This is a genomic window from Streptomyces sp. NPDC052016 (genome assembly GCF_044548445.1).
GTDB lineage: Bacteria > Actinomycetota > Actinomycetes > Streptomycetales > Streptomycetaceae > Streptomyces.
Genome location: NZ_JBIUBX010000044.1, coordinates 1 through 18,027, shown reverse-complemented (window position 1 = coordinate 18,027; position 18,027 = coordinate 1). Strand labels below are relative to the sequence as shown.

The 18,027-nt window shown below is 71.4% G+C and carries 16 protein-coding genes; 8 read left to right on the top strand and 8 right to left on the bottom strand.

The window, feature by feature from the left end; all coding sequences use genetic code 11:
- Positions 1-70 precede the first annotated feature (70 nt).
- Complete coding sequence (locus ACIHAR_RS37890; RefSeq protein WP_400023790.1) at positions 71-2,485, bottom strand: streptophobe family protein; 2,415 nt, start codon at positions 2,483-2,485, stop codon at positions 71-73.
- A 246-nt stretch (positions 2,486-2,731) separates the two neighbouring features.
- Here ACIHAR_RS37890 and ACIHAR_RS37885 point away from each other — a divergent pair, with 246 nt between their 5' ends.
- A complete protein-coding gene (locus tag ACIHAR_RS37885) occupies positions 2,732-5,224 on the top strand; it encodes an FHA domain-containing protein (RefSeq protein WP_400023788.1) in 2,493 nt (830 codons plus the stop codon).
- Between the two features lie 67 nt (positions 5,225-5,291).
- Here the strand turns inward: ACIHAR_RS37885 and ACIHAR_RS37880 are convergent, their stop codons facing one another.
- The 3 genes from ACIHAR_RS37880 to ACIHAR_RS37870 all read right to left on the bottom strand — a co-directional run bounded on the left by ACIHAR_RS37880 (position 5,292) and on the right by ACIHAR_RS37870 (position 8,104).
- Entirely contained in the window at positions 5,292-6,023 is a 732-nt protein-coding gene (locus ACIHAR_RS37880) for a transglycosylase SLT domain-containing protein (protein ID WP_365468127.1), read from the bottom strand.
- A 300-nt stretch (positions 6,024-6,323) separates the two neighbouring features.
- On the bottom strand, positions 6,324-7,406 hold the full coding sequence (locus tag ACIHAR_RS37875; protein ID WP_400023787.1) for an S-adenosylmethionine:tRNA ribosyltransferase-isomerase: 1,083 nt from the start codon (positions 7,404-7,406) through the stop codon (positions 6,324-6,326).
- Positions 7,403-8,104: an SDR family NAD(P)-dependent oxidoreductase gene (locus tag ACIHAR_RS37870; protein ID WP_365468122.1), complete on the bottom strand. Its 702-nt coding sequence runs from the start codon at positions 8,102-8,104 to the stop codon at positions 7,403-7,405. Before ACIHAR_RS37870 ends, ACIHAR_RS37875 begins: the two co-directional genes overlap by 4 nt.
- Positions 8,105-8,344: 240 nt before the next feature.
- On the opposite strand from ACIHAR_RS37870, the gene ACIHAR_RS37865 reads away from it, so the two are divergent.
- The 3 genes from ACIHAR_RS37865 to ACIHAR_RS37855 all read left to right on the top strand — a co-directional run bounded on the left by ACIHAR_RS37865 (position 8,345) and on the right by ACIHAR_RS37855 (position 10,573).
- On the top strand, positions 8,345-9,514 hold the full coding sequence (locus ACIHAR_RS37865; protein ID WP_365468119.1) for a GAF domain-containing sensor histidine kinase: 1,170 nt from the start codon (positions 8,345-8,347) through the stop codon (positions 9,512-9,514).
- Positions 9,507-10,148 carry a response regulator gene (locus ACIHAR_RS37860; protein ID WP_400023785.1) on the top strand — a complete coding sequence of 214 codons (642 nt, stop codon included), beginning with the start codon at positions 9,507-9,509 and terminating at the stop codon, positions 10,146-10,148. The genes ACIHAR_RS37865 and ACIHAR_RS37860 overlap by 8 nt, the downstream gene beginning before the upstream one ends.
- A gap of 179 nt (positions 10,149-10,327) precedes the next feature.
- On the top strand, positions 10,328-10,573 hold the full coding sequence (locus ACIHAR_RS37855) for a chaplin (protein WP_365468113.1): 246 nt from the start codon (positions 10,328-10,330) through the stop codon (positions 10,571-10,573).
- Positions 10,574-11,164: 591 nt separating this feature from the next.
- On the opposite strand, the gene ACIHAR_RS37850 is transcribed toward ACIHAR_RS37855, so the two are convergent.
- Positions 11,165-11,953 (bottom strand): hypothetical protein, encoded by a 789-nt coding sequence (locus ACIHAR_RS37850; protein ID WP_400023782.1) that lies wholly within the window; start codon positions 11,951-11,953, stop codon positions 11,165-11,167.
- 154 nt (positions 11,954-12,107) lie between these two features.
- Between ACIHAR_RS37850 and ACIHAR_RS37845 the strand changes: the two genes are divergently transcribed.
- The 3 genes from ACIHAR_RS37845 to ACIHAR_RS37835 all read left to right on the top strand — a co-directional run bounded on the left by ACIHAR_RS37845 (position 12,108) and on the right by ACIHAR_RS37835 (position 14,545).
- Positions 12,108-12,905, top strand: coding sequence for an ABC transporter ATP-binding protein (locus tag ACIHAR_RS37845; RefSeq protein ID WP_365468107.1), 798 nt, complete (start codon positions 12,108-12,110; stop codon positions 12,903-12,905).
- Between the two features lie 113 nt (positions 12,906-13,018).
- A complete protein-coding gene (locus ACIHAR_RS37840) occupies positions 13,019-13,450 on the top strand; it encodes an NfeD family protein (RefSeq protein ID WP_365468104.1) in 432 nt (143 codons plus the stop codon).
- A 141-nt stretch (positions 13,451-13,591) separates the two neighbouring features.
- A complete protein-coding gene (locus tag ACIHAR_RS37835; protein ID WP_365468102.1) occupies positions 13,592-14,545 on the top strand; it encodes an SPFH domain-containing protein in 954 nt (317 codons plus the stop codon).
- A gap of 115 nt (positions 14,546-14,660) precedes the next feature.
- On the opposite strand, the gene ACIHAR_RS37830 is transcribed toward ACIHAR_RS37835, so the two are convergent.
- From ACIHAR_RS37830 to ACIHAR_RS37820, 3 genes are all read right to left on the bottom strand, one after another.
- Positions 14,661-15,167: an HNH endonuclease gene (locus ACIHAR_RS37830; protein ID WP_365468099.1), complete on the bottom strand. Its 507-nt coding sequence runs from the start codon at positions 15,165-15,167 to the stop codon at positions 14,661-14,663.
- Positions 15,168-15,377: 210 nt separating this feature from the next.
- On the bottom strand, positions 15,378-15,917 hold the full coding sequence (locus ACIHAR_RS37825; RefSeq protein ID WP_365468096.1) for a YbhB/YbcL family Raf kinase inhibitor-like protein: 540 nt from the start codon (positions 15,915-15,917) through the stop codon (positions 15,378-15,380).
- Between the two features lie 180 nt (positions 15,918-16,097).
- Entirely contained in the window at positions 16,098-16,880 is a 783-nt protein-coding gene (locus ACIHAR_RS37820; RefSeq protein ID WP_365468093.1) for a sporulation protein, read from the bottom strand.
- A gap of 147 nt (positions 16,881-17,027) precedes the next feature.
- Between ACIHAR_RS37820 and ACIHAR_RS37815 the strand changes: the two genes are divergently transcribed.
- Complete coding sequence (locus tag ACIHAR_RS37815; protein WP_365468090.1) at positions 17,028-17,669, top strand: DNA-3-methyladenine glycosylase; 642 nt, start codon at positions 17,028-17,030, stop codon at positions 17,667-17,669.
- The last annotated feature ends 358 nt before the right edge of the window (positions 17,670-18,027 follow it).

The following is an 18,027-nucleotide window of genomic DNA, read 5'->3' as shown; positions in this document are numbered from 1 at the left end:
CGCCCGCGCCCCGCCCGCGCCCCGCCCGCGCCCCGCGCGCGCTCCACGCACGGGGTGACGACCGGACGGCTCAGCGGGTCCGCTTCGGCCTGTCGGGTGGAGGGGCGGCCGGTGGCGGGGGAGGAGGCGGCGGAGGTCCTTCGTCCGAGGGCCGCGACGGCCGCTCACCCGAGCCCGGAGCCTCGCTCGGACGCCGGGGCGCCCGGGGCGGCGGCCCGACGGGCCGGACCATCGTGGGGGCGTCGTACAGGTCCCCCAGGGACGGCGGCCCTCCCGACGCCTGCTCGGCACCAGGGCCGGACGCCTCGTCCGTCCGTGAGTCGTCCGTCCGTGAGTCGTCCGTCCGTGAGCTGTCCGTCCGTGAGCTGTCCGGCCGCACACCGCCCTCACCGGAGACCGACCGAGAACCGGGCGGAGGCGGCACGGGCGGGCTCGCGCCGGACCTGGACCCTTCGCCCGGCCCGTCGGCCCACCCCGCCTCCTCGCCGCCGGTCGCCGCCTCCCCCCGCCCACCTCCCGGCGGGCGGGGGGAGGGCCGGCGGCCCTGGCCCTCCGGCCGTGCGTCCTCCGGGTCACCCAGGTCTTCCGGAACCCGCAGATACGGATTCGTCGCCGGGTTGGGCGGCCGGTACGGCGTGCCCGGCGCGTACGGCCCGGACCGCTCGCCCCTGCGCCGCGCGTCCCCCGGGCCCCCCGTCGCCGTCCCGCCGACCATCCGCCAGTCGTCGCCGTGCGGCGGTTGCCCGGTCCCAGCCCCGGCATCCCCCGCCACCGTCGACCAATCGTCCGCGTGCGGCGATTGCCCGGATGCAGCCCCGGCACCTCCCGCCACCGTCCTCCAGTCGTCCCCGTACGACGCCGGCCCGGCTCCCGCTGCCGATCCCCCCGCCACCGTCCTCCGGTCGTCCCCGTACGACGCCCGCCCGGCTCCCGCCGCAGTCCCCGCACCCCCCGGCCGGTCATCCCCGTACGATCGCGAATCCGCCCCGCCATGGCTCACCCCGCCACCCCTCGCCCCGCCATCCCTCGCCCCGCCACCCCTCGCCCCGGCCCCCGCCCCGCTGTCACCCAGTGCCAGCGGGGCCGCCCGTCGCCCCGCCGCGCCCGTCGCGCAGGCCAGCGCCGCGCCGGCGGCGCCCGCCCCCGCGCCCCACACGGCGCCGAGCAGCAAGGCCAGGCCGAGGTGCCCGCGCAACTCGAGGCCGGCGTCGAACGCGTCGAACCCGAGGACGGACAGGGAGGCGCCCACGGACACGTCCGTCAGCCGGGCGAGCAGCGGCAGCGTCACCGCGGTCACCAGCCCCAACCGCAGCGCGCAGCGCCCGACGAAACCGCGGACGCCCGCACCCCGTGTCCCGCCGAACGGCGTCCGCGCGCCCATCAACACCCCCGCCGACAGCATCATCACAGTCGTCGCGGCACCCAACAGCCACACGCGGGCGTCGAGTTCGGCCAGGCGCCCCAGCGTCACCGACTGTTCGGTCCCCACGCCCAGCAACTCGTCCAGCGGGTCCGGCAGCACGCCGGTCAGGGCGCCCGACGCGCGGCCGTCCCACGGCACCCACAGGCCGATGTCGACGCCGAGCCAGACCCCGTTCGGCGCGCCGAGCAGCGCTGCTCCCGCGATCCGCTTCGGACGGTCGTCGCCGATCGCCGCGTACGCGGCCGCGGCGAAGCCGGCCGCCACGGCCACCAGCAGCACCGTGACGACGGCGGACACGGCGGGCCGTACCACCCGGTGCACGGCCTGCCACCCGCGCGGAAGCGGCGTACGGCGCGAGGCCAGCAGGGCGATCGTCAGGACTGCCACCGACCAGCCCAGCCCACCGAGCAGCGTCGGAACCGTGTCGACGGTGAAGCCGACGGCCGCCTGAGCGTCGACCAGATCCCCGATCCGGTCCGGCAGCAGCCCGCCGATGTCCCCGAGTTCACCAAGCCCGGGGATCCCGGCACCTCCGCCGCCTCCGCCGCCGTCCCCGCCGGGCAGGCCGTCCAGCCCCAGCGCGCCCCCGTCGATCGTGATGACGTCGTGCCCCGCCCAGGCCAGCCCGCCCAGCATGGCCACGAACAGCGCGGCCACCGCGCCCGCCCGGGCGAGGAGTTCGGCCGGCGCGACGACAACTCCCGCCGCCCGCAGGGACCGCAGGAAGAACCACGACAGCAGCAGCGCCCCGACCAGGCCCACGCCCAGTGGCGTGATCTCGATCGCCGTGTCGGCCTGCGCGCCCGTGAGACCGAAGGCCGACACGTCGCCCGAGGGCGTCACCGAACCACCCGCCGCGAGCGCCACGACCGCCGCCGTCATCGGCCCCAACGAGCCCGCCGCGTCCGCCCCCAGCAGATGCAGCCCGAGTGCCGCGGTCCCCGCCATCCCGATCAACGCCCAGCTCACCGCGGCGATCGCGGACAGCACCACGTCCGCCCACGGCACACCCTTGCCGTACTCCGCGCTCCCGACGGCCTCGACATCCGTACCGGCACCCATGCGAACCCCCCGATCCGCGGTGCGGAGCGGCGAAGATCGCCGCTTCCGTCCCCCTCGCGTGCGTTTACCACTCTCCGGCCGGGTTTCAACCCCGTCAACGGGAACGGCCGATGAGCCCGTGCGCGGTCTTCACAAGGCCCGACTTTCGGTCAGGGGGCCGCGCCTGAAATAGTTCCCGACGATGTTCGACATCCCTAGACTCCCTGTGATGGGGGTAACTCGGGGGACTACTCAGTGGGGCATGGAGTGCCGGAACTCGTACTGGAATTGAACGGACGCACCTGGACGCTCGATCCGTCCAGGACCTACACCCTGGGACGCGATCCGCAGGGCGACATCGTCCTCGACGACGCCAGGGTCTCCTGGCGTCACGCCACGATCAGCTTCAACGGCCGTGGTTGGGTCCTGGAGGACCACGGCAGCACCAACGGCACGTTCGTGCAGGGCCAGCGGGTCCACCAGGTGGAGATCGGCCCGGGCTCGGCCGTGCACCTCGGCAACGCGACCGACGGGCCGCGCCTGAACCTCTCCGGAGCCGCCGCGGCTGTCGCCCAGCCGCAGCAGCAGCCGTACGCCGCGCAGGCGGCGAACCCCGGCTGGGCGCAGCAGCAGCAGCCGCAGCCGCAGGCCGGCTGGCAGCAGCCGCAGCCGCCCGTGGCGAAGGTTCCGCACCAGCAGGGCCCCGGCGTCGGCGCGGGGGCGCCGCCGGTGTACGGCGACCGCAGCCCGACCACGTTCCACCAGTTCTCCCTCGGCCGCGTCATGCGCATCGGCCGTGCCCTGGAGAACGACCTGGTCGTGTCCGACCTGCAGGTGTCCCGTCACCACGCGGAGTTCCACTCGACGCCCGACGGCCGGATGGAGATCCGCGACCTCGGCTCGCACAACGGCACGTACGTCAACGGTCAGCCGATCGCCAAGGGCGGCTCGCAGCTGCTCGGTCCGGCCGACATCGTGGGTGTCGGCCACTCGACGTTCCGGATCGTCGGCGACCGCCTCGAGGAGTTCGTCGACACCGGTGAGGTCTCCTTCTCCGCACGGCACCTGACGGTCACCGTCGACGGCGGCAAGCAGATCCTGAAGGACGTATCCTTCGGCGTCCCGGAGAAGTCCCTGATCGCGGTCATCGGCCCGTCCGGCTCCGGCAAGTCCACCCTGCTCAAGGCGCTCACCGGCTACCGGCCCGCCAACCAGGGCGACGTCCTCTACGACAACCGGAACCTGTACAAGCAGTTCGCCGAGCTGCGCCAGCGCATCGGCCTGGTTCCGCAGGACGACATCCTGCACAAGGAACTGACGGTCAAGAAGGCGCTCAAGTACGCGGCCAAGCTCCGCTTCCCCGCCGACACCACGGCGCAGGAGCGCGAGGCCCGCATCGACGAGGTGCTGCGCGAGCTGAAGCTGGACATCCACAAGGAGAAGAAGGTCACCTCCCTCTCCGGCGGCCAGCGCAAGCGCGTCTCGGTGGCCCTGGAGCTGCTCACCAAGCCGTCGCTGATCTTCCTTGACGAGCCGACCTCCGGCCTCGACCCGGGCATGGACCGCGACGTCATGCAGCTGCTGCGCGGCCTCGCCGACGACGGCCGCACGGTGCTCGTCGTCACCCACTCCGTCGCCGAGCTCGCCCTGTGCGACAAGCTGCTGGTGATGGCGCCGGGCGGTGCGGTGGCGTACTTCGGCCCGCCGGAGGAGGCGCTGAACTTCTTCGGCTACGACAGCTGGGCCGACGTCTTCTCCGCCTTCGAGAACTACCGCGACTACGACTGGGCGGGCCGCTGGAAGGGCTCGCAGCACTACCAGATGTACGCCGCGGACATCGACGCCATCGCGCCGCAGTCCGTACAGATGCCGCCGATGCAGGCGATGAAGCCGCCGAAGCCGCAGGGCTGGATGTCCCAGTTCATCACGCTGGTGCGCCGCTACGTCTCGGTGATCGCCTCCGACAAGGGCTTCCTCGCCCTGATGGTGATCCTCCCGGCCGTCCTGGGCGCGGTGAGCCTGCTGATCGACTCGGGCAACAGCCTGCTGCCCAACCCGGTCAACCCGAAGACCGGCCGGATCATCCCGAACGGCACGGCCACCACCGTCCTGCTGATCCTCGCGGTCGGCGCCTGCTTCGCCGGCGCCGCCAACTCCGTGCGTGAGCTGATCAAGGAACGGGTCATCTACGAGCGGGAGCGCGCGACCGGCCTGTCGCGTTCCGCGTATCTGATGTCCAAGGTGTTCGTGCTCGGCCTGATCACCGTCTTCCAGGGCCTGCTGGTGGGCGTCATCGGCTTCGCGAGCCGCGAGATCCCGGAGGAGGGCCTGGTCCTCGGCAGCGCCACCATGATCGAGCTCTCCATCCCGATCATGGCGCTGGGCTTCACCTCGATGATGTTCGGCCTGATCATCTCCTCGCTGGTGAAGACGGCCGAGAAGACCATGCCGCTGCTGGTCATGTTCGCGATCATCCAGGTCGTGTTCACGGGTTGCCTCTTCACGCTGAACGGCTCGATCGGCGTCAACGAGTTCTCGTACCTGATGCCGTCGCGCTGGGCGGTCGCCGCCGCCGGCGCCACGCTGGACTTCAACAAGATCAGCCCGCCCAAGGAGGGCGGCGACACCGACCCGCTGTGGGACCACACCCTCGGCGCCTGGGGTCTGGACATGGCCGCCCTGATCGCCCTCGGCGTGATCTGCGGCTTCTTCGTGGCCCGCTTCCTGCGCCGCCACGAGCCGGAGGTCATGCGGAAGTAGTCGTCCTCGTACGACGCCGAAGGGCGGCACCCCGGCCGGGGTGCCGCCCTTCGGCGTGCGCGGAGGCTCAGTACGCGCTGTTGACGTTGTCCATGGAGCCGTACCGGTCGGCCGCGTAGTTGCAGGCGGCGGTGATGTTGGCGACCGGGTCGTAGATGTTCCAGGAGGTGCCGGGGACGTGGTAGGCCTTGAAGGTCGGCGGGATGACCTGCAGCAGCCCCTTCGAGGGGACGCCGTTGATGGCGTTGATGTCCCAGTTGTTGATGGCGTTCGGGTTGCCGGAGGACTCCCGCATGATGTTGCGGTGGATGCCCTCGTAGGAGCCCGGGATGCCGTGCTTCTTCATGATGTCGAGCGACTCACGGATCCAGCCGTCGAGGTTGTTCGAGTAGCTCTTCGAGACGGCCTTCGCCATCACGGCGCGCTTCGCGGCCCGGCTCGCGATCTCCTGCGCCTCGCGCTCGGCGGCGGCCCTCTCGGCGGCCTTCTTCTGCGCGGCGGCCGCGGCCTTCTTCTGCGCGGCGGCGGCAGCGGCGGCGGCCTTCTTCTTGGCCACGGCGGCGGCCGCGGCCTGCTTCTTCGCCTCGATGGCCTCGACCTTCAGGCTGGCGCCCGCCAGCTGGTCGGTCACGCTGGCCTTGACGTCCTTCACCTGCTCGGAGCTGTAGGCGACGCGGGCGGACGGGACGGCGTCCGTCGTGGTCGTCCTGGCGTCCGCCGGCACCACGGAGAAGGCGAGGGCGGCGGCACCGAGCGTGGTGACACCGGCGATCGCGATCTTGTGAGTGTTCTTGGGCATGGTGAAGGACCTCTTCGGATTGCGCGGAGGTCGCTCTGTTTGTCCGTCGGCGGACACGGGTGCTTTCGGCACGAACGTCGCGGGGGGAAACCGCGGCGCTGAGCGACGGCAGTAATTGTTAGCGGCCGCAAAATTCGCAGGCAAAGGTGTGATGTACGAAGCCTCATAGTGGATCAGGGAAGGGCAAAACGGGACAGACCAGGCCGTCTGTCCCGTTCACACCGTGCTCTTTTCACTCCTATGGGTCTTAGTACGTGACGTGCACCCTATGCGCGGGCTCACACCGGTCCCTCGCTCAGCTCACTCCAGGTTGCTCAAGCAATGCGCTCGGTGAGCGTTCTCCGCCGGGAGGACGAGGTGCACGTCCCCGAACTCGTGCCACAGGTAGCGCCCGCGGAGAGCCTCCTCGTAGCCCCGCTCGATCGCGACCCGTCCCGCCACCGCCTCCAGCATCAGCAGATGCGAGGCCTCGGGCTCGTGCAGCCCGGTCAGCAGCCCGTCCACCACCCGCACGCCCCGCGCGGGCGTGACCACGAGGTCCGTCCACCCCTCACGCGCGCGGACCACCCCGTCGGACCCGGACGCCGACTCCACGGCCCGCACCGCCGTCGTCCCCACCGCGACCACGCGTCCGTCACCGGCCCGGGCTGCGTTGATCAGCCGCGCCGACGCCTCGGGCACCGCGAACCGCTCCGGATACGGCGGCTCGTGCGCCTCCGCCGAAGCCACCCCCGTGTGCAGCGTGACCGGCGCGAACTGCACCCCCCGGCTCACCAGCTCCGCCACGAGACGCGCCGTGAAAGGCCGGGCGGCACTCGGCATCTCGGCACTCCCCGCCCCGTCGGCCGACGGCAGCGCGAACACCGTCTGATACGCGGACAACGGCTGGTCCCGCTCCGTATAGGAGTAACGAATGGGCCGCCCGTGCTCCCGCAGCAGGCCCAGGACCGTCCCGCCGGACACCCGCGCCCACCACAGCCGTCCGCTGCCGCCCAACGCCTCCTCCAGCACCAGCCGCGCACCTCCCGCCAGCCGTACCTCCGCCCCCGCCGGCCCTCCCGCACGCGCGCGTGTGGTTCCCCTCCCGTCCGGCTCCCGCAGCTCGACCGCCCACCGACCGTCGTCCCCCCGCGTGGAGAAGTGCACCACCACGCGCGCGTGCCCCAGCCGCCCGTCCACCGCGGCCGCCAGCGTCGGCGAGGTGTTCACCACGAGCAGGTCCCCGGCCCGCAGCAGCCGGGGAAGCTCCCGGAACACGTGATGCGCGACGTCCGTCCCCCGCGTCACCAGCAGCCGCACGGAGTCCCGGTCCCGCCCCGGGCCACGCTGCTCGGCCGGAACGCGCGCCGACAAACCCTCCGGAACGTGCAGGGCCAGGGTCATCGCCGCCCCTCCAGCAGGGCCGGCGCCCCGTACCGCCCGCTCGCCGGCCGCTCGTCCAGCAACCGCAGGAACGCCGGCACCACACTGCCCGGCTCCGGCCTCGGACCGTCGTCCTCCGGTACGGCCGTGGCATACAGGTCCGTGGCCATGTCCCCCGGGTCCACCGCCCACACCCGCAGCTCCGGCTCCTCCTCGCCGAGCACCGCCGCGAGCTGGTCGAGGGCCGCCTTCGAGGCCCCGTAACCGCCCCACGTCGCGTACGCCTCCGCTGCCGCGTCCGAGCTCACGGTGATCACCGAACCGCCCGCCCGCGCCCCGTGCAGCAGGGGCAACGCCTCCTGGACCAGACCCAGCGCGGCCACGACGTTCACCTCCAGCGCCCGGCGCAGCCCGTCCAGCGGCAGATCCTCCAGCCGGACCAGCGGCTCGGCACCCAGCGCGCTCGCGTTGTTCACCAGCAGATCGCAGCCGCCGAGCCGCCAGGCGGCCGCCACCAGCGCGGACCGGTGCGCGGAATCCGTGACGTCCCCCACGACCGCCTCGACCCGCGTCCCGTGCTCCCCGACCACGGCCGCCGCCTCCTTCAGCACCTCCGCCGTCCTGGCGTCGAGCACCAGGTCCCAGCCCCGCGCGGCCAGCGCCTCGGCCAGCGCCCGCCCCAGCCCCTTAGACGCCCCCGTGATGATCGCCACCGGCATGACACCCGTCCCCTCGTCCGATCCGCCGCCACTCGGCGGTGGCCTCACCGTAGGAACCGGACCGCCCGCCCCGCCTCGGACGAGGGAAGGGAGACACCGGGGCCCTTCGTCGTACGCCCCCGCACCCCGGCCCCGGCCCTACGCCCCAGTACCGAGGTCTGCGGCCCTAGGTCTCCGGCCCCACCCGCGGCCGCCACCGGTCCGATCCCCGCTGTCGCACCTCGCCGGTACCGTGAGGGCATGAGTCAAGGCCCCCGGTCCGGCCTGGCCGCGGTGAGTTCCGCGTTGCTGGCCATGAGCAGGCACCTCGAGGTGCGCGACGTCCTCAAGACGATCGTCGCCTCGGCCCGCGAACTGCTCGACGCGCAGTACGCCGCGCTCGGCGTCCCGGACGACCACGGCGGCTTCGCCCAGTTCGTCGTCGACGGCGTCAGCGAGGAGCAGTGGAAGGCCATCGGCCCCCTGCCCCGCCAGCACGGCATCCTGGCCGCGATGCTGCACGAAGCCAGGCCCGAGCGCCTCGCCGACGTGCGCAAGGACCCGCGCTTCGAGGGCTGGCCCTCCGCCCACCCCGACATGTCCGACTTCCTCGGCCTGCCCATCCGCGACGGCGACGAGGTCATCGGCGCCCTCTTCCTCGCCAACAAGCTGCGTCCTGCGGAGGGACACCCCCCGTGCCCGAAACCGGAGGGGACCTGCGGCTTCACCGAGGACGACGAGGAACTCCTCTCCATCCTCGCCCAGCACGCCGCGATCGCCCTCACCAACGCCCGCCTGTACGAGCGCAGCCGCGAACTGACCATCGCCGAGGAGCGCTCCCGGCTGGCCCACGAACTGCACGACGCGGTCAGCCAGAAGCTGTTCTCCCTGCGCCTGACCGCCCAGGCCGCCTCCGCCCTGGTCGACCGCGACCCCTCCCGCGCCAAGGGCGAACTCCAGCAGGTCGCCGCGCTCGCCGCCGAGGCCGCCGACGAACTGCGCGCCGCCGTCGTGGAACTGCGTCCCGCTGCCCTCGACGAGGACGGCCTCGTCGCCACCCTCCGCACCCAGATACAGGTCCTCGACCGCGCCCACTCCGCGCGCGTCACCTTCAGCAGCCACGGCGTCCGCGCCCTGCCCGCCGCCCAGGAGGAGGCCCTGCTGCGCGTCGCCCAGGAGGCCCTGCACAACGCGCTGCGCCACTCCGGCGCGGAGCACGTCGAAGTGACCCTCCACAAGCGCGGCTCCGACACGCTCCTGCGCGTCACGGACGACGGAAGCGGCTTCGACCCCACGACCGTCCGCAGGGCCGGCCGCCATCTCGGCCTGGTGTCCATGCGCGACCGGGCGAGCGGCATCGGCGGCAGCCTGACGGTGGAATCGGCGCCCGGCAAGGGCACCACGATCGAGATGGAGGCCCCCGGTGGCTGACCCAATCAAGGTGCTGCTCGTCGACGACCACCAGGTCGTCCGCCGGGGCCTGCGCACCTTCCTGGAGGTGCAGGACGACATCGAGGTCGTCGGCGAGGCCTCCGACGGCGCCGAAGGAGTCGCCCGCGCCGAGGAGCTGAAGCCCGACGTCGTCCTGATGGACGTCAAGATGCCCGGCATGGACGGCGTGGAGGCGCTCCGCAAGCTCCGCGAACTCGACAACCCCGCGCGCGTGCTGATCGTCACCAGCTTCACCGAACAGCGCACCGTGGTTCCCGCCCTGCGCGCGGGCGCCGCCGGGTACGTCTACAAGGACGTGGATCCAGAGGCGCTCGCCGGCGCCATCCGCTCGGTCCACGCCGGCCACATCCTGCTCCAGCCGGAGGTCGCCGGTGCCCTCCTCTCCCAGGAGGAGGCCAACTCCGGCCAGGGCAGAGGCGGTTCGCTCACGGAACGGGAGCGCGAGGTGCTCGGCCTGATAGCGGACGGCCGCTCCAACCGCGAGATCGCCCGAGCCCTCGTGCTGTCGGAGAAGACCGTCAAGACCCACGTCTCGAACATCCTGATGAAGCTCGATCTCGCCGACCGCACCCAGGCGGCCCTGTGGGCCGTACGCCATGGCGTGACCGGCTGAAACACGCTCCGGCGCACCACCGGGGGCAGGGGGTGGCGCTGATGCGGACGAGTTACCTCCGGTCCGAGATTCATACCGTCGTGGGAATGTCCCCCACATGGCGCATCCTCCGCCGCTCTCCGCCGTTCTCCAGTGCGTGCCGCGGCGACTGCCGCGGCAGTCGCTAGGAGGCATGAGAAGTGAAGAACCTGAAGAAGGCAGTGGCCGTGACGATGGTGGCCGGCGGCCTGGTGGCCGCGGGCGCCGGCATGGCCTCCGCCACCGGCGGCGCCTCGGCGGCCGGCGCGGCCAAGGGCTCGCCGGGCGTCGGCTCGGGCAACGTCGTCCAGGCTCCGGTGCACATCCCGGTCAACGCCGTCGGCAACAGCGTCAACGTCATCGGCGCGCTGAACCCGGCCTTCGGCAACACGGGCCTCAACCACTGAGACCCTCCCGCACCCCGCAGCACCACCGGCCTCCACCGGCAACGCGCCGGGGGAGGCCGGTCCGCTCGTCACCCCAACAACCAGAACGGACAGAGCCGGGACCGACCCCCGCACCGTCCCGACCACTCCCCACGCTGCTCAACACCCCACAGGGCCCCACGTCCCCCGACGCGGGGCCCTTCCCCGCCCCACCCGAAGCCGCCGATCCCCGGCGAACGGCGGCGGAGACCTCGCCCCGCCCCGAAGCCGCCGATCCCCGCTGCCCCGTAACCGTCAATCCGCGCCGCCCCTGGCCGTTCAACCGTCGTCGAGGCCTCGCCGCACGCCGATCGCCGGTGCCCCGTCGACCCGTGCCGCCCGCCCCGAAGCCGTCAATCCGCGGGCAGTCGTGCCGCCTGGGGCGGCACGGGTGGGCGCGGCGGCACCCCGTCAGCGCCGGGCTGCGCACCCCACCTCCCAGCACCGCCCCGGCCACCACCCGACCGACGCCCGCCTCACCCGACCTGACCGCACCGCACCCCCGACCGCACCGCGCCCCAACCTCACCCCCCGCCCTGCCCTGCCCCCAACCTCACAGCGCCGCCCCCAACCTCACCGCACCCCCCGCTCCATCTCCTCCACATACGCGTTGTACGCAGCAACCTGCGCCCGCCGAGCCGTCCGCTCCACCGGCCGCAGCGCCTCCCCCCGAGCCACCATCTCCGACGCACTCACCGCACCCCCATGCCCCCTCTCCAAGGCAAGGGAGATCAACAACCCCACCCGCTGCGCCAACTCCAGCACCCGCACAGCCCGAGGCGGATACCCCGGCGCCAACACCTCCCGCCCCCGCTCCGCCCGAGCCCGGTACGCGTCGATCGCCGCCTCCGCCACCGGCCCCGACGCCGCCACGTCCAACCGCGACAACACCGCCGTGGCCTCCCGCAACGCCTCCGCCAGCTCCCGCTCGGCCTCACCCAGCGACGGCACGTCGGCAGGCGGCGCCTCCCGCACCGCGAGGCAGTGCCACACCACCTCGGCGTGCACATCGCCCGAGGGCCCGGCCTCGTGCACCTCGGGCACCAGCCCCAGCGCAGCCCCGTGGCACACCACGGCCTCCTCCGCCTCCAGCGCCCGCGCGTTGAACTCCGGCGGCCCGCTCAGCCCCAGCGGATGCCCGGGCGCGGGCAACGCCACCCGCAGCCCCTTCACCCCCAGCGCCCGCAGCCGCCCCAGCGCCAGCGTGAGACCGACGGGCGCCGCCTCGCCGGGCAACCCCTCCACCCGGTGCACGGCGTCCTCGCCGACGACGGCGAGCACGGCGTCGTCCGGAGAGACAAGTCCGGCCAAGAGTGCATTTCCCCAAGCGGCAAGGCGACCAGAGCGCGGTTCCGAGAGCATGCCCCCACCCTAAGGACCGGACCGATGGAACGGCTTCCCCGACCGGTGGCGTAGATTTTCCTGGAGGGCCGCGCCCACCCGCGCGCGGCGGTCCGAGCCACAGGCGTACGCGACGACCGAGTCCGGCCACACTGCAAGGGGAGACAACGCGCTCATGAGCGATGTTCTGGAGCTTCAGGACGTATCCGTGGTCCGCGAGGGCCGGGCTCTGGTGGACCAGGTCTCCTGGTCGGTCAAGGAGGGCGAGCGCTGGGTCATCCTCGGTCCCAACGGAGCGGGCAAGACGACCCTGCTGAACGTCGCGTCCAGCTACCTCTACCCCAGCAAGGGCACCGCCACCATCCTCGGCGAGACCCTCGGCAAGCCCGGCACCGACGTCTTCGAGCTGCGTCCCCGCATCGGCATGGCCGGCATCGCCATGGCCGACAAGCTCCCCAAGCGCCAGACCGTCCTGCAGACCGTCCTGACCGCGGCGTACGGCATGACGGCCGGCTGGCAGGAGGAGTACGAGGCGGTCGACGAGCAGCGCGCCCGCGCCTTCCTCGACCGACTCGGCATGAGCGATTACCTCGAGCGGAAGTTCGGCACCCTCTCCGAGGGCGAGCGCAAGCGCACCCTCATCGCCCGCGCCCTGATGACCGACCCCGAGCTGCTGCTCCTCGACGAGCCCGCCGCCGGCCTGGACCTCGGCGGCCGCGAGGACCTCGTGCGCCGGCTCGGCCGTCTCGCCCGCGACCCCATCGCCCCGTCGATGATCATGGTGACGCACCACGTCGAGGAGATCGCCCCCGGCTTCACCCACGTCCTCATGATCCGCCAGGGCAAGGTCCTCGCCGCCGGCCCGGTCGAGCTGGAGCTCACCTCCCGCAACCTCTCCCACTGCTTCGGCCTCCCCCTCGTCGTGGAGCAGGTCGGCGACCGCTGGACCGCCCAGGGCCTGCCGCTGTCCTGACCGCCTCACCGGCCACCGCCCCGACCGCCTCACCGACCACTGTCCCGACGGCCGTCCTGACCGCCCCCCTTCGCGCCCTGTCGGCGGCAGGACCGCGGTCCTACCATGAACGCGTGAACGACATCGACGCGTGGGTGTGGTGGCTCGTCGGCGCGGCAGCGCTCGGAATCCCGCTCGTGGTGACCGCGATGCCTGAATTCGGCATGCTCGCGGTCGGCGCCGTCGCGGCCGCGGTCGGCGCGGGTCTCGGCCTCGGAACCGTCGCCCAAGTGCTCGTGTTCGTCGCCGTGTCGGTCGCTCTCATCGCCGTCGTACGGCCCATCGCGGCCCGGCACAGCGCGCAGCGACCCCAACTCGCCACGGGCGTGGACGCGTTGAAGGGCAAACAGGCCGTCGTGCTGGAGCGGGTCGACGGTTCCGGCGGACGCATCAAGCTGGCCGGTGAAGTCTGGTCGGCCCGCGCCCTCGACACCGACCGCACCTACGACGTCGGCCAGGAAGTCGACGTCGTGGACATCGAGGGGGCCACGGCGATCGTCATCTGACCTTGCACAACTCCCGCACGACGCAAGTGAACCGAACGCACCACGAGCCGGACGACGGTCTGTCAGACTCGACCAGCAAGATCTTCAACAGCCATAAGATCTTCCGAAAGCGCCGAGGCGGAGAAGGGTACGGGGAGCACGATGGAACCGGTCATCATCGTCTTGATCATTCTGGTGGTGTTGGTCTTCATCGCCCTGATCAAGACGATCCAGGTCATCCCGCAGGCAAGTGCCGCCATCGTGGAGCGCTTCGGCCGCTACACGCGCACACTCAACGCGGGCCTCAACATCGTCGTCCCGTTCATCGACACCATCCGCAACCGCATCGACCTGCGCGAACAGGTCGTGCCGTTCCCGCCGCAGCCGGTCATCACCCAGGACAACCTGGTCGTCAACATCGACACCGTCATCTACTACCAGGTGACCGACGCCCGCGCCGCCACCTACGAAGTCGCCAGCTACATCCAGGCGATCGAGCAGCTCACCGTCACCACGCTGCGCAACATCATCGGCGGCATGGACCTCGAGCGCACCCTGACCTCCCGCGAGGAGATCAACGCGGCCCTGCGCGGCGTCCTCGACGAGGCAACCGGCAAGTGGGGCATCCGCGTCAACCGCGTCGAGCTCAAGGCGATCGAACCGCCCACCTCCATCCAGGACTCGATGGAGAAGCAGATGCGCGCCGACCGTGACAAGCGCGCCGCGATCCTCACCGCCGAAGGTACGCGCCAGGCCGCGATCCTCACCGCCGAGGGCGAGAAGCAGTCCCAGATCCTGCGCGCCGAGGGTGAGGCCAAGGCAGCCGCGCTGCGCGCCGAGGGTGAGGCCCAGGCCGTCCGCACGGTCTTCGAGGCGATCCACGCCGGCGACCCGGACCAGAAGCTCCTGTCCTACCAGTACCTCCAGATGCTCCCGAAGATCGCCGAGGGCGACGCCAACAAGCTCTGGATCGTCCCCAGCGAAATCGGCGACGCCCTCAAGGGCCTCTCCGGAGCCATGGGCAACTTCGGCCCTCTGGGCGGCGGTTCCAACGGCGGAGGCTCGTCCGGCACCGGCAACGGCACGGAGCGCCGGGAGAAGCCGTCGATCGACTGACAACTGCCGGCGCAGCAACGGGCGGTTCCCCGCACCTCTAGGAGGTCGGGGAACCGCCCGTTGCTGCGCCGGCAGCCCGCAGCCCATGAACAACCCGAAGTCCTACGGCGAACCGCTAGGCAGCCTCACCCGTCAGCCACTCCGGCAGCGCGGCCAGGTCGTCCTGCCCCAGCGCCAGCAACATCGCGTCCTGCGGCGTGGGCTCGAACGGCAGCCGCAGCAAGGGCATCCCCGCCTGCTCCGGCGTCCGGTCCGCCTTGCGGTGATTGTCCTCCGCGCACGACGCGACCGTGTTCAGCCACGAGTCCTGCCCACCCTGCGCCCGCGGCACCACGTGATCCACGGTCGTCGCCCGCCGCCCGCAGTACGCGCACCGGTGCCGGTCCCTGACCAGCACACCCCGCCTCGACCACGGCGCTTGTCTTCGGAACGGCACCCGTACGTACCTGCACAACCTGATCACCCGGGGCGCCGGTATGTCGACCTCGGCGCCGCGCATCCGCAGTTCGGGGTGGGCCTGCTCGACGACGGCCTTGTCCTGAAGCACCAGAACGACGGCTCGGTTCAACGTCACCGTCGACAGCGGCTCGAAGCTCGCGTTCAGTACCAGCGTGTCCCGCATACCAGCCCACCTCCCGTGTGCACCGGCCCACCCCCTGGCGGGCTGGGATCAACTCTGGCCGGGCACGCCGAGATGGACAACGCAATATCTGCTGCTCCCACGGGGGGTGACCCCCGCGACCCCCGGCAACAAAAATGCCCGCCCCTGATCACTTCCAAGACCAGGGGCGGGCAAACGTTGAATGAACGATGAGCTGACTCTGCCGCTTCCTCAGCCCTTCGCGGGGTTCTCGTACTCACCGATCAGCTGGGCGCGCGCGATCGCGTGGAACCGCAGATTGAACCCGACGACGGCCGGCGAGGCGTCGGCATCCGGTCCGAGCTTCTCCTTGTCGACCGCGTACACCGTGAAGACGTACCGGTGCGGCCCGTCCCCGGGCGGCGGCGCGGCCCCGCCGAAGTCCTTCGACCCGTAGTCGTTGCGCACGTGCACGGCGCCCGCCGGCAGGCCCTCGAACTTGCCGCTGCCCGCACCCGCCGGCAGCTCGGTCACCGAGGCCGGGATGTCGAACAGCACCCAGTGCCAGAACCCGCTGCCCGTCGGCGCGTCCGGGTCGTAGCAGGTCACGGCGAAGCTCTTCGTCTCCGGCGGGAACCCCTCCCACCGCAGCTGCGGCGAGGTGTTGCCCTCCGCGTGAACCTGAGCGGCCTTGAGCGTCGCCCCCTCCTGCACGTCATCGCTCGTGACCGTGAACGACGGCACCGGCGGATGGAAGTCGTGGGGCAGCGGCCGCCTCTTCAGCTCGGTCACCTCGATACCTCCTGATCAGTCGGAAAGAGATCCATCCGCGAGCCTACGACCAACAGGGCGTCACATCCGGTCACTCCCGCGCCGATCGGCGATCTGTCACCCGCCGCGCGCGCACACGGCGAGAGGGCCCGGAGCATCCACGGCGCTCCAGGCCCTCTCCGCGACGATCGCCCGCCTGAACTAGAACCAGTTGCGCTTGCTGCCGACCTCGGACAGCCACTGGTTGAGGTACGCCGTCCAGTCGGTCCCCTGGTAGTCGTTCAGCCCCACCTGGAACGACCGGAAGGTGTCACTGCCCTCGCTGAACAGCCCCGGCTTCTTGTCCATTTCCAGTACGACGTCCATCGCCTGCGCGTCGGCCACGAAACTCAGCTCGACCTGGTTCAGCCCCCGGTACTGCGCCGGCGGGAAGAACTCGATCTCCTGGTAGAACGGCAGCTTCTGCCGCGTACCCCGGATGAGACCGCGCTCCAGGTCCGCGTTCTTGAAACGGAAGCCCAGCTGGATGAACGCGTCGAGGATCGCCTTCTGCGCCGGCAGCGGGTGCACGTTGATCGGGTCCAGGTCGCCGGAGTCCACGGCCCGCGCGATCTCCAGCTCGGTGGTCACACCGATGTTCATCCCGCGCAGCGCCTGCCCGTCGATCATCGTGATCGGCGTCTCCCACGGGATCTCCAGACCGAACGGCACGGCGTGCACCGCGTTCGCCTGCAGCTCGAACGCCCCGCCGAGACGCTGCTTGGTGAACTCGATGTCCTGCTTGTACTCCTGGTCGCCGCTCTCGACCTCGACCTTGGCCTGCAGCCCGACCGACAGCCCCTCGATCTGCTGGTTGACGGCCCCGCCTTGGATGCGCACCTCGCCCTGGACGACGCCGCCCGGGACGACGTTGACCTCCGTCAGCACCGTCTCGACCGAAGCCCCACCGGCCCCGAGACTCGCGAGCAGCTTCTTGAACGCCATGACTCTCCCTCTACGACCTCTGTGACGGGATCCTTGATCCCTACAAACGCGATCCGACCGTGGCCGGTTCCGTACACCCACCCTGGCAAGCCGAGTGCCCACCGACCACCCCGACGCACCCACCCGTCTGCACTACGCTCGGAGGGCATGATCGCGACCCCCGACCGTACGCCCCTTCCCCGGTCCTTCTTCGACCGCCCTGTCCTGGAAGTGGCCCCCGACCTCCTCGGCCGCCTCCTCGTCCGCACGACCCCGGACGGTCCGATCACCCTCCGCCTCACCGAGGTCGAGGCCTACGACGGCGAGAACGACCCCGGTTCCCACGCCTATCGAGGCCGCACGGCCCGCAACAGCGTGATGTTCGGTCCGCCCGGGCACGTGTACGTCTACTTCACCTACGGCATGTGGCACTGCATGAACCTCGTCTGCGGCCCCGACGGCAGAGCGAGCGCCGTACTCCTCCGCGCCGGCGAGATCGTCGAGGGCGCCGAGCTGGCACGCACCCGTCGACTATCGGCCCGCAATGACAAGGAACTGGCCAAAGGCCCCGCACGTCTCGCGACGGCCCTGGACGTGGACCGAGCCCTCGACGGCACCGACGCCTGCACCCCCGGAGACACCCCCCTCCGCATCCTGACGGGCACCCCCGTTCCTCATGACCAGGTACGTAACGGGCCCCGCACGGGAGTCTCCGGCGACGGAGCCGTCCACCCCTGGCGCTACTGGATCGCCGCCGACCCGACGGTGAGCCCCTACAGGGCCCATGTCCCGAGGCGCCGACGAAGTTGACTCGCCCCCGGCAGACGCGTAACGTGGCCCGAGCCGCTTGAACCGGGTACGGCGATCGCCTGCAGCCGGAAGCGGCCAACCCACTACCTACGACGCCCCTCAGCGGGGTCGAATTCGATGTGCCCGCATGCTCGAATTCGAACTCGGCGGAACTCGATTATGAGTTGGCGAGGGGATCGGCTAACGTAGTGAATGTCGAAAGGCCGACAGGCGAAAGCCAGAAGCCCTCGACACAATCCCGCCGACAGGGAATCGGATCGAGAAAAAGATCTGATAGAGTCGGAAACGCAAGACCGAAGGGAAGCGCCCGGAGGAAAGCCTGAGAGAGTCTCTCGGGTGAGTACAAAGGAAGCGTCCG

Excerpts from the sequence above, each read along its gene's own strand:
- ACIHAR_RS37850 (WP_400023782.1), bottom strand. The coding sequence starts at position 11,953 with ATGCTCTCGGAACCGCGCTCTGGTCGCCTTGCCGCTTGGGGAAATGCA.
- ACIHAR_RS37880 (WP_365468127.1), bottom strand. The coding sequence starts at position 6,023 with ATGCCCAAGAACACTCACAAGATCGCGATCGCCGGTGTCACCACGCTC.
- ACIHAR_RS37835 (WP_365468102.1), top strand. The coding sequence starts at position 13,592 with ATGGAACCGGTCATCATCGTCTTGATCATTCTGGTGGTGTTGGTCTTC.
- ACIHAR_RS37870 (WP_365468122.1), bottom strand. The coding sequence starts at position 8,104 with ATGCCGGTGGCGATCATCACGGGGGCGTCTAAGGGGCTGGGGCGGGCG.
- ACIHAR_RS37875 (WP_400023787.1), bottom strand. The coding sequence starts at position 7,406 with ATGACCCTGGCCCTGCACGTTCCGGAGGGTTTGTCGGCGCGCGTTCCG.
- ACIHAR_RS37845 (WP_365468107.1), top strand. The coding sequence starts at position 12,108 with ATGAGCGATGTTCTGGAGCTTCAGGACGTATCCGTGGTCCGCGAGGGC.
- ACIHAR_RS37865 (WP_365468119.1), top strand. The coding sequence starts at position 8,345 with ATGAGTCAAGGCCCCCGGTCCGGCCTGGCCGCGGTGAGTTCCGCGTTG.
- ACIHAR_RS37830 (WP_365468099.1), bottom strand. The coding sequence starts at position 15,167 with ATGCGGGACACGCTGGTACTGAACGCGAGCTTCGAGCCGCTGTCGACG.
- ACIHAR_RS37815 (WP_365468090.1), top strand. The coding sequence starts at position 17,028 with ATGATCGCGACCCCCGACCGTACGCCCCTTCCCCGGTCCTTCTTCGAC.
- ACIHAR_RS37890 (WP_400023790.1), bottom strand. The coding sequence starts at position 2,485 with ATGGGTGCCGGTACGGATGTCGAGGCCGTCGGGAGCGCGGAGTACGGC.
- ACIHAR_RS37820 (WP_365468093.1), bottom strand. The coding sequence starts at position 16,880 with ATGGCGTTCAAGAAGCTGCTCGCGAGTCTCGGGGCCGGTGGGGCTTCG.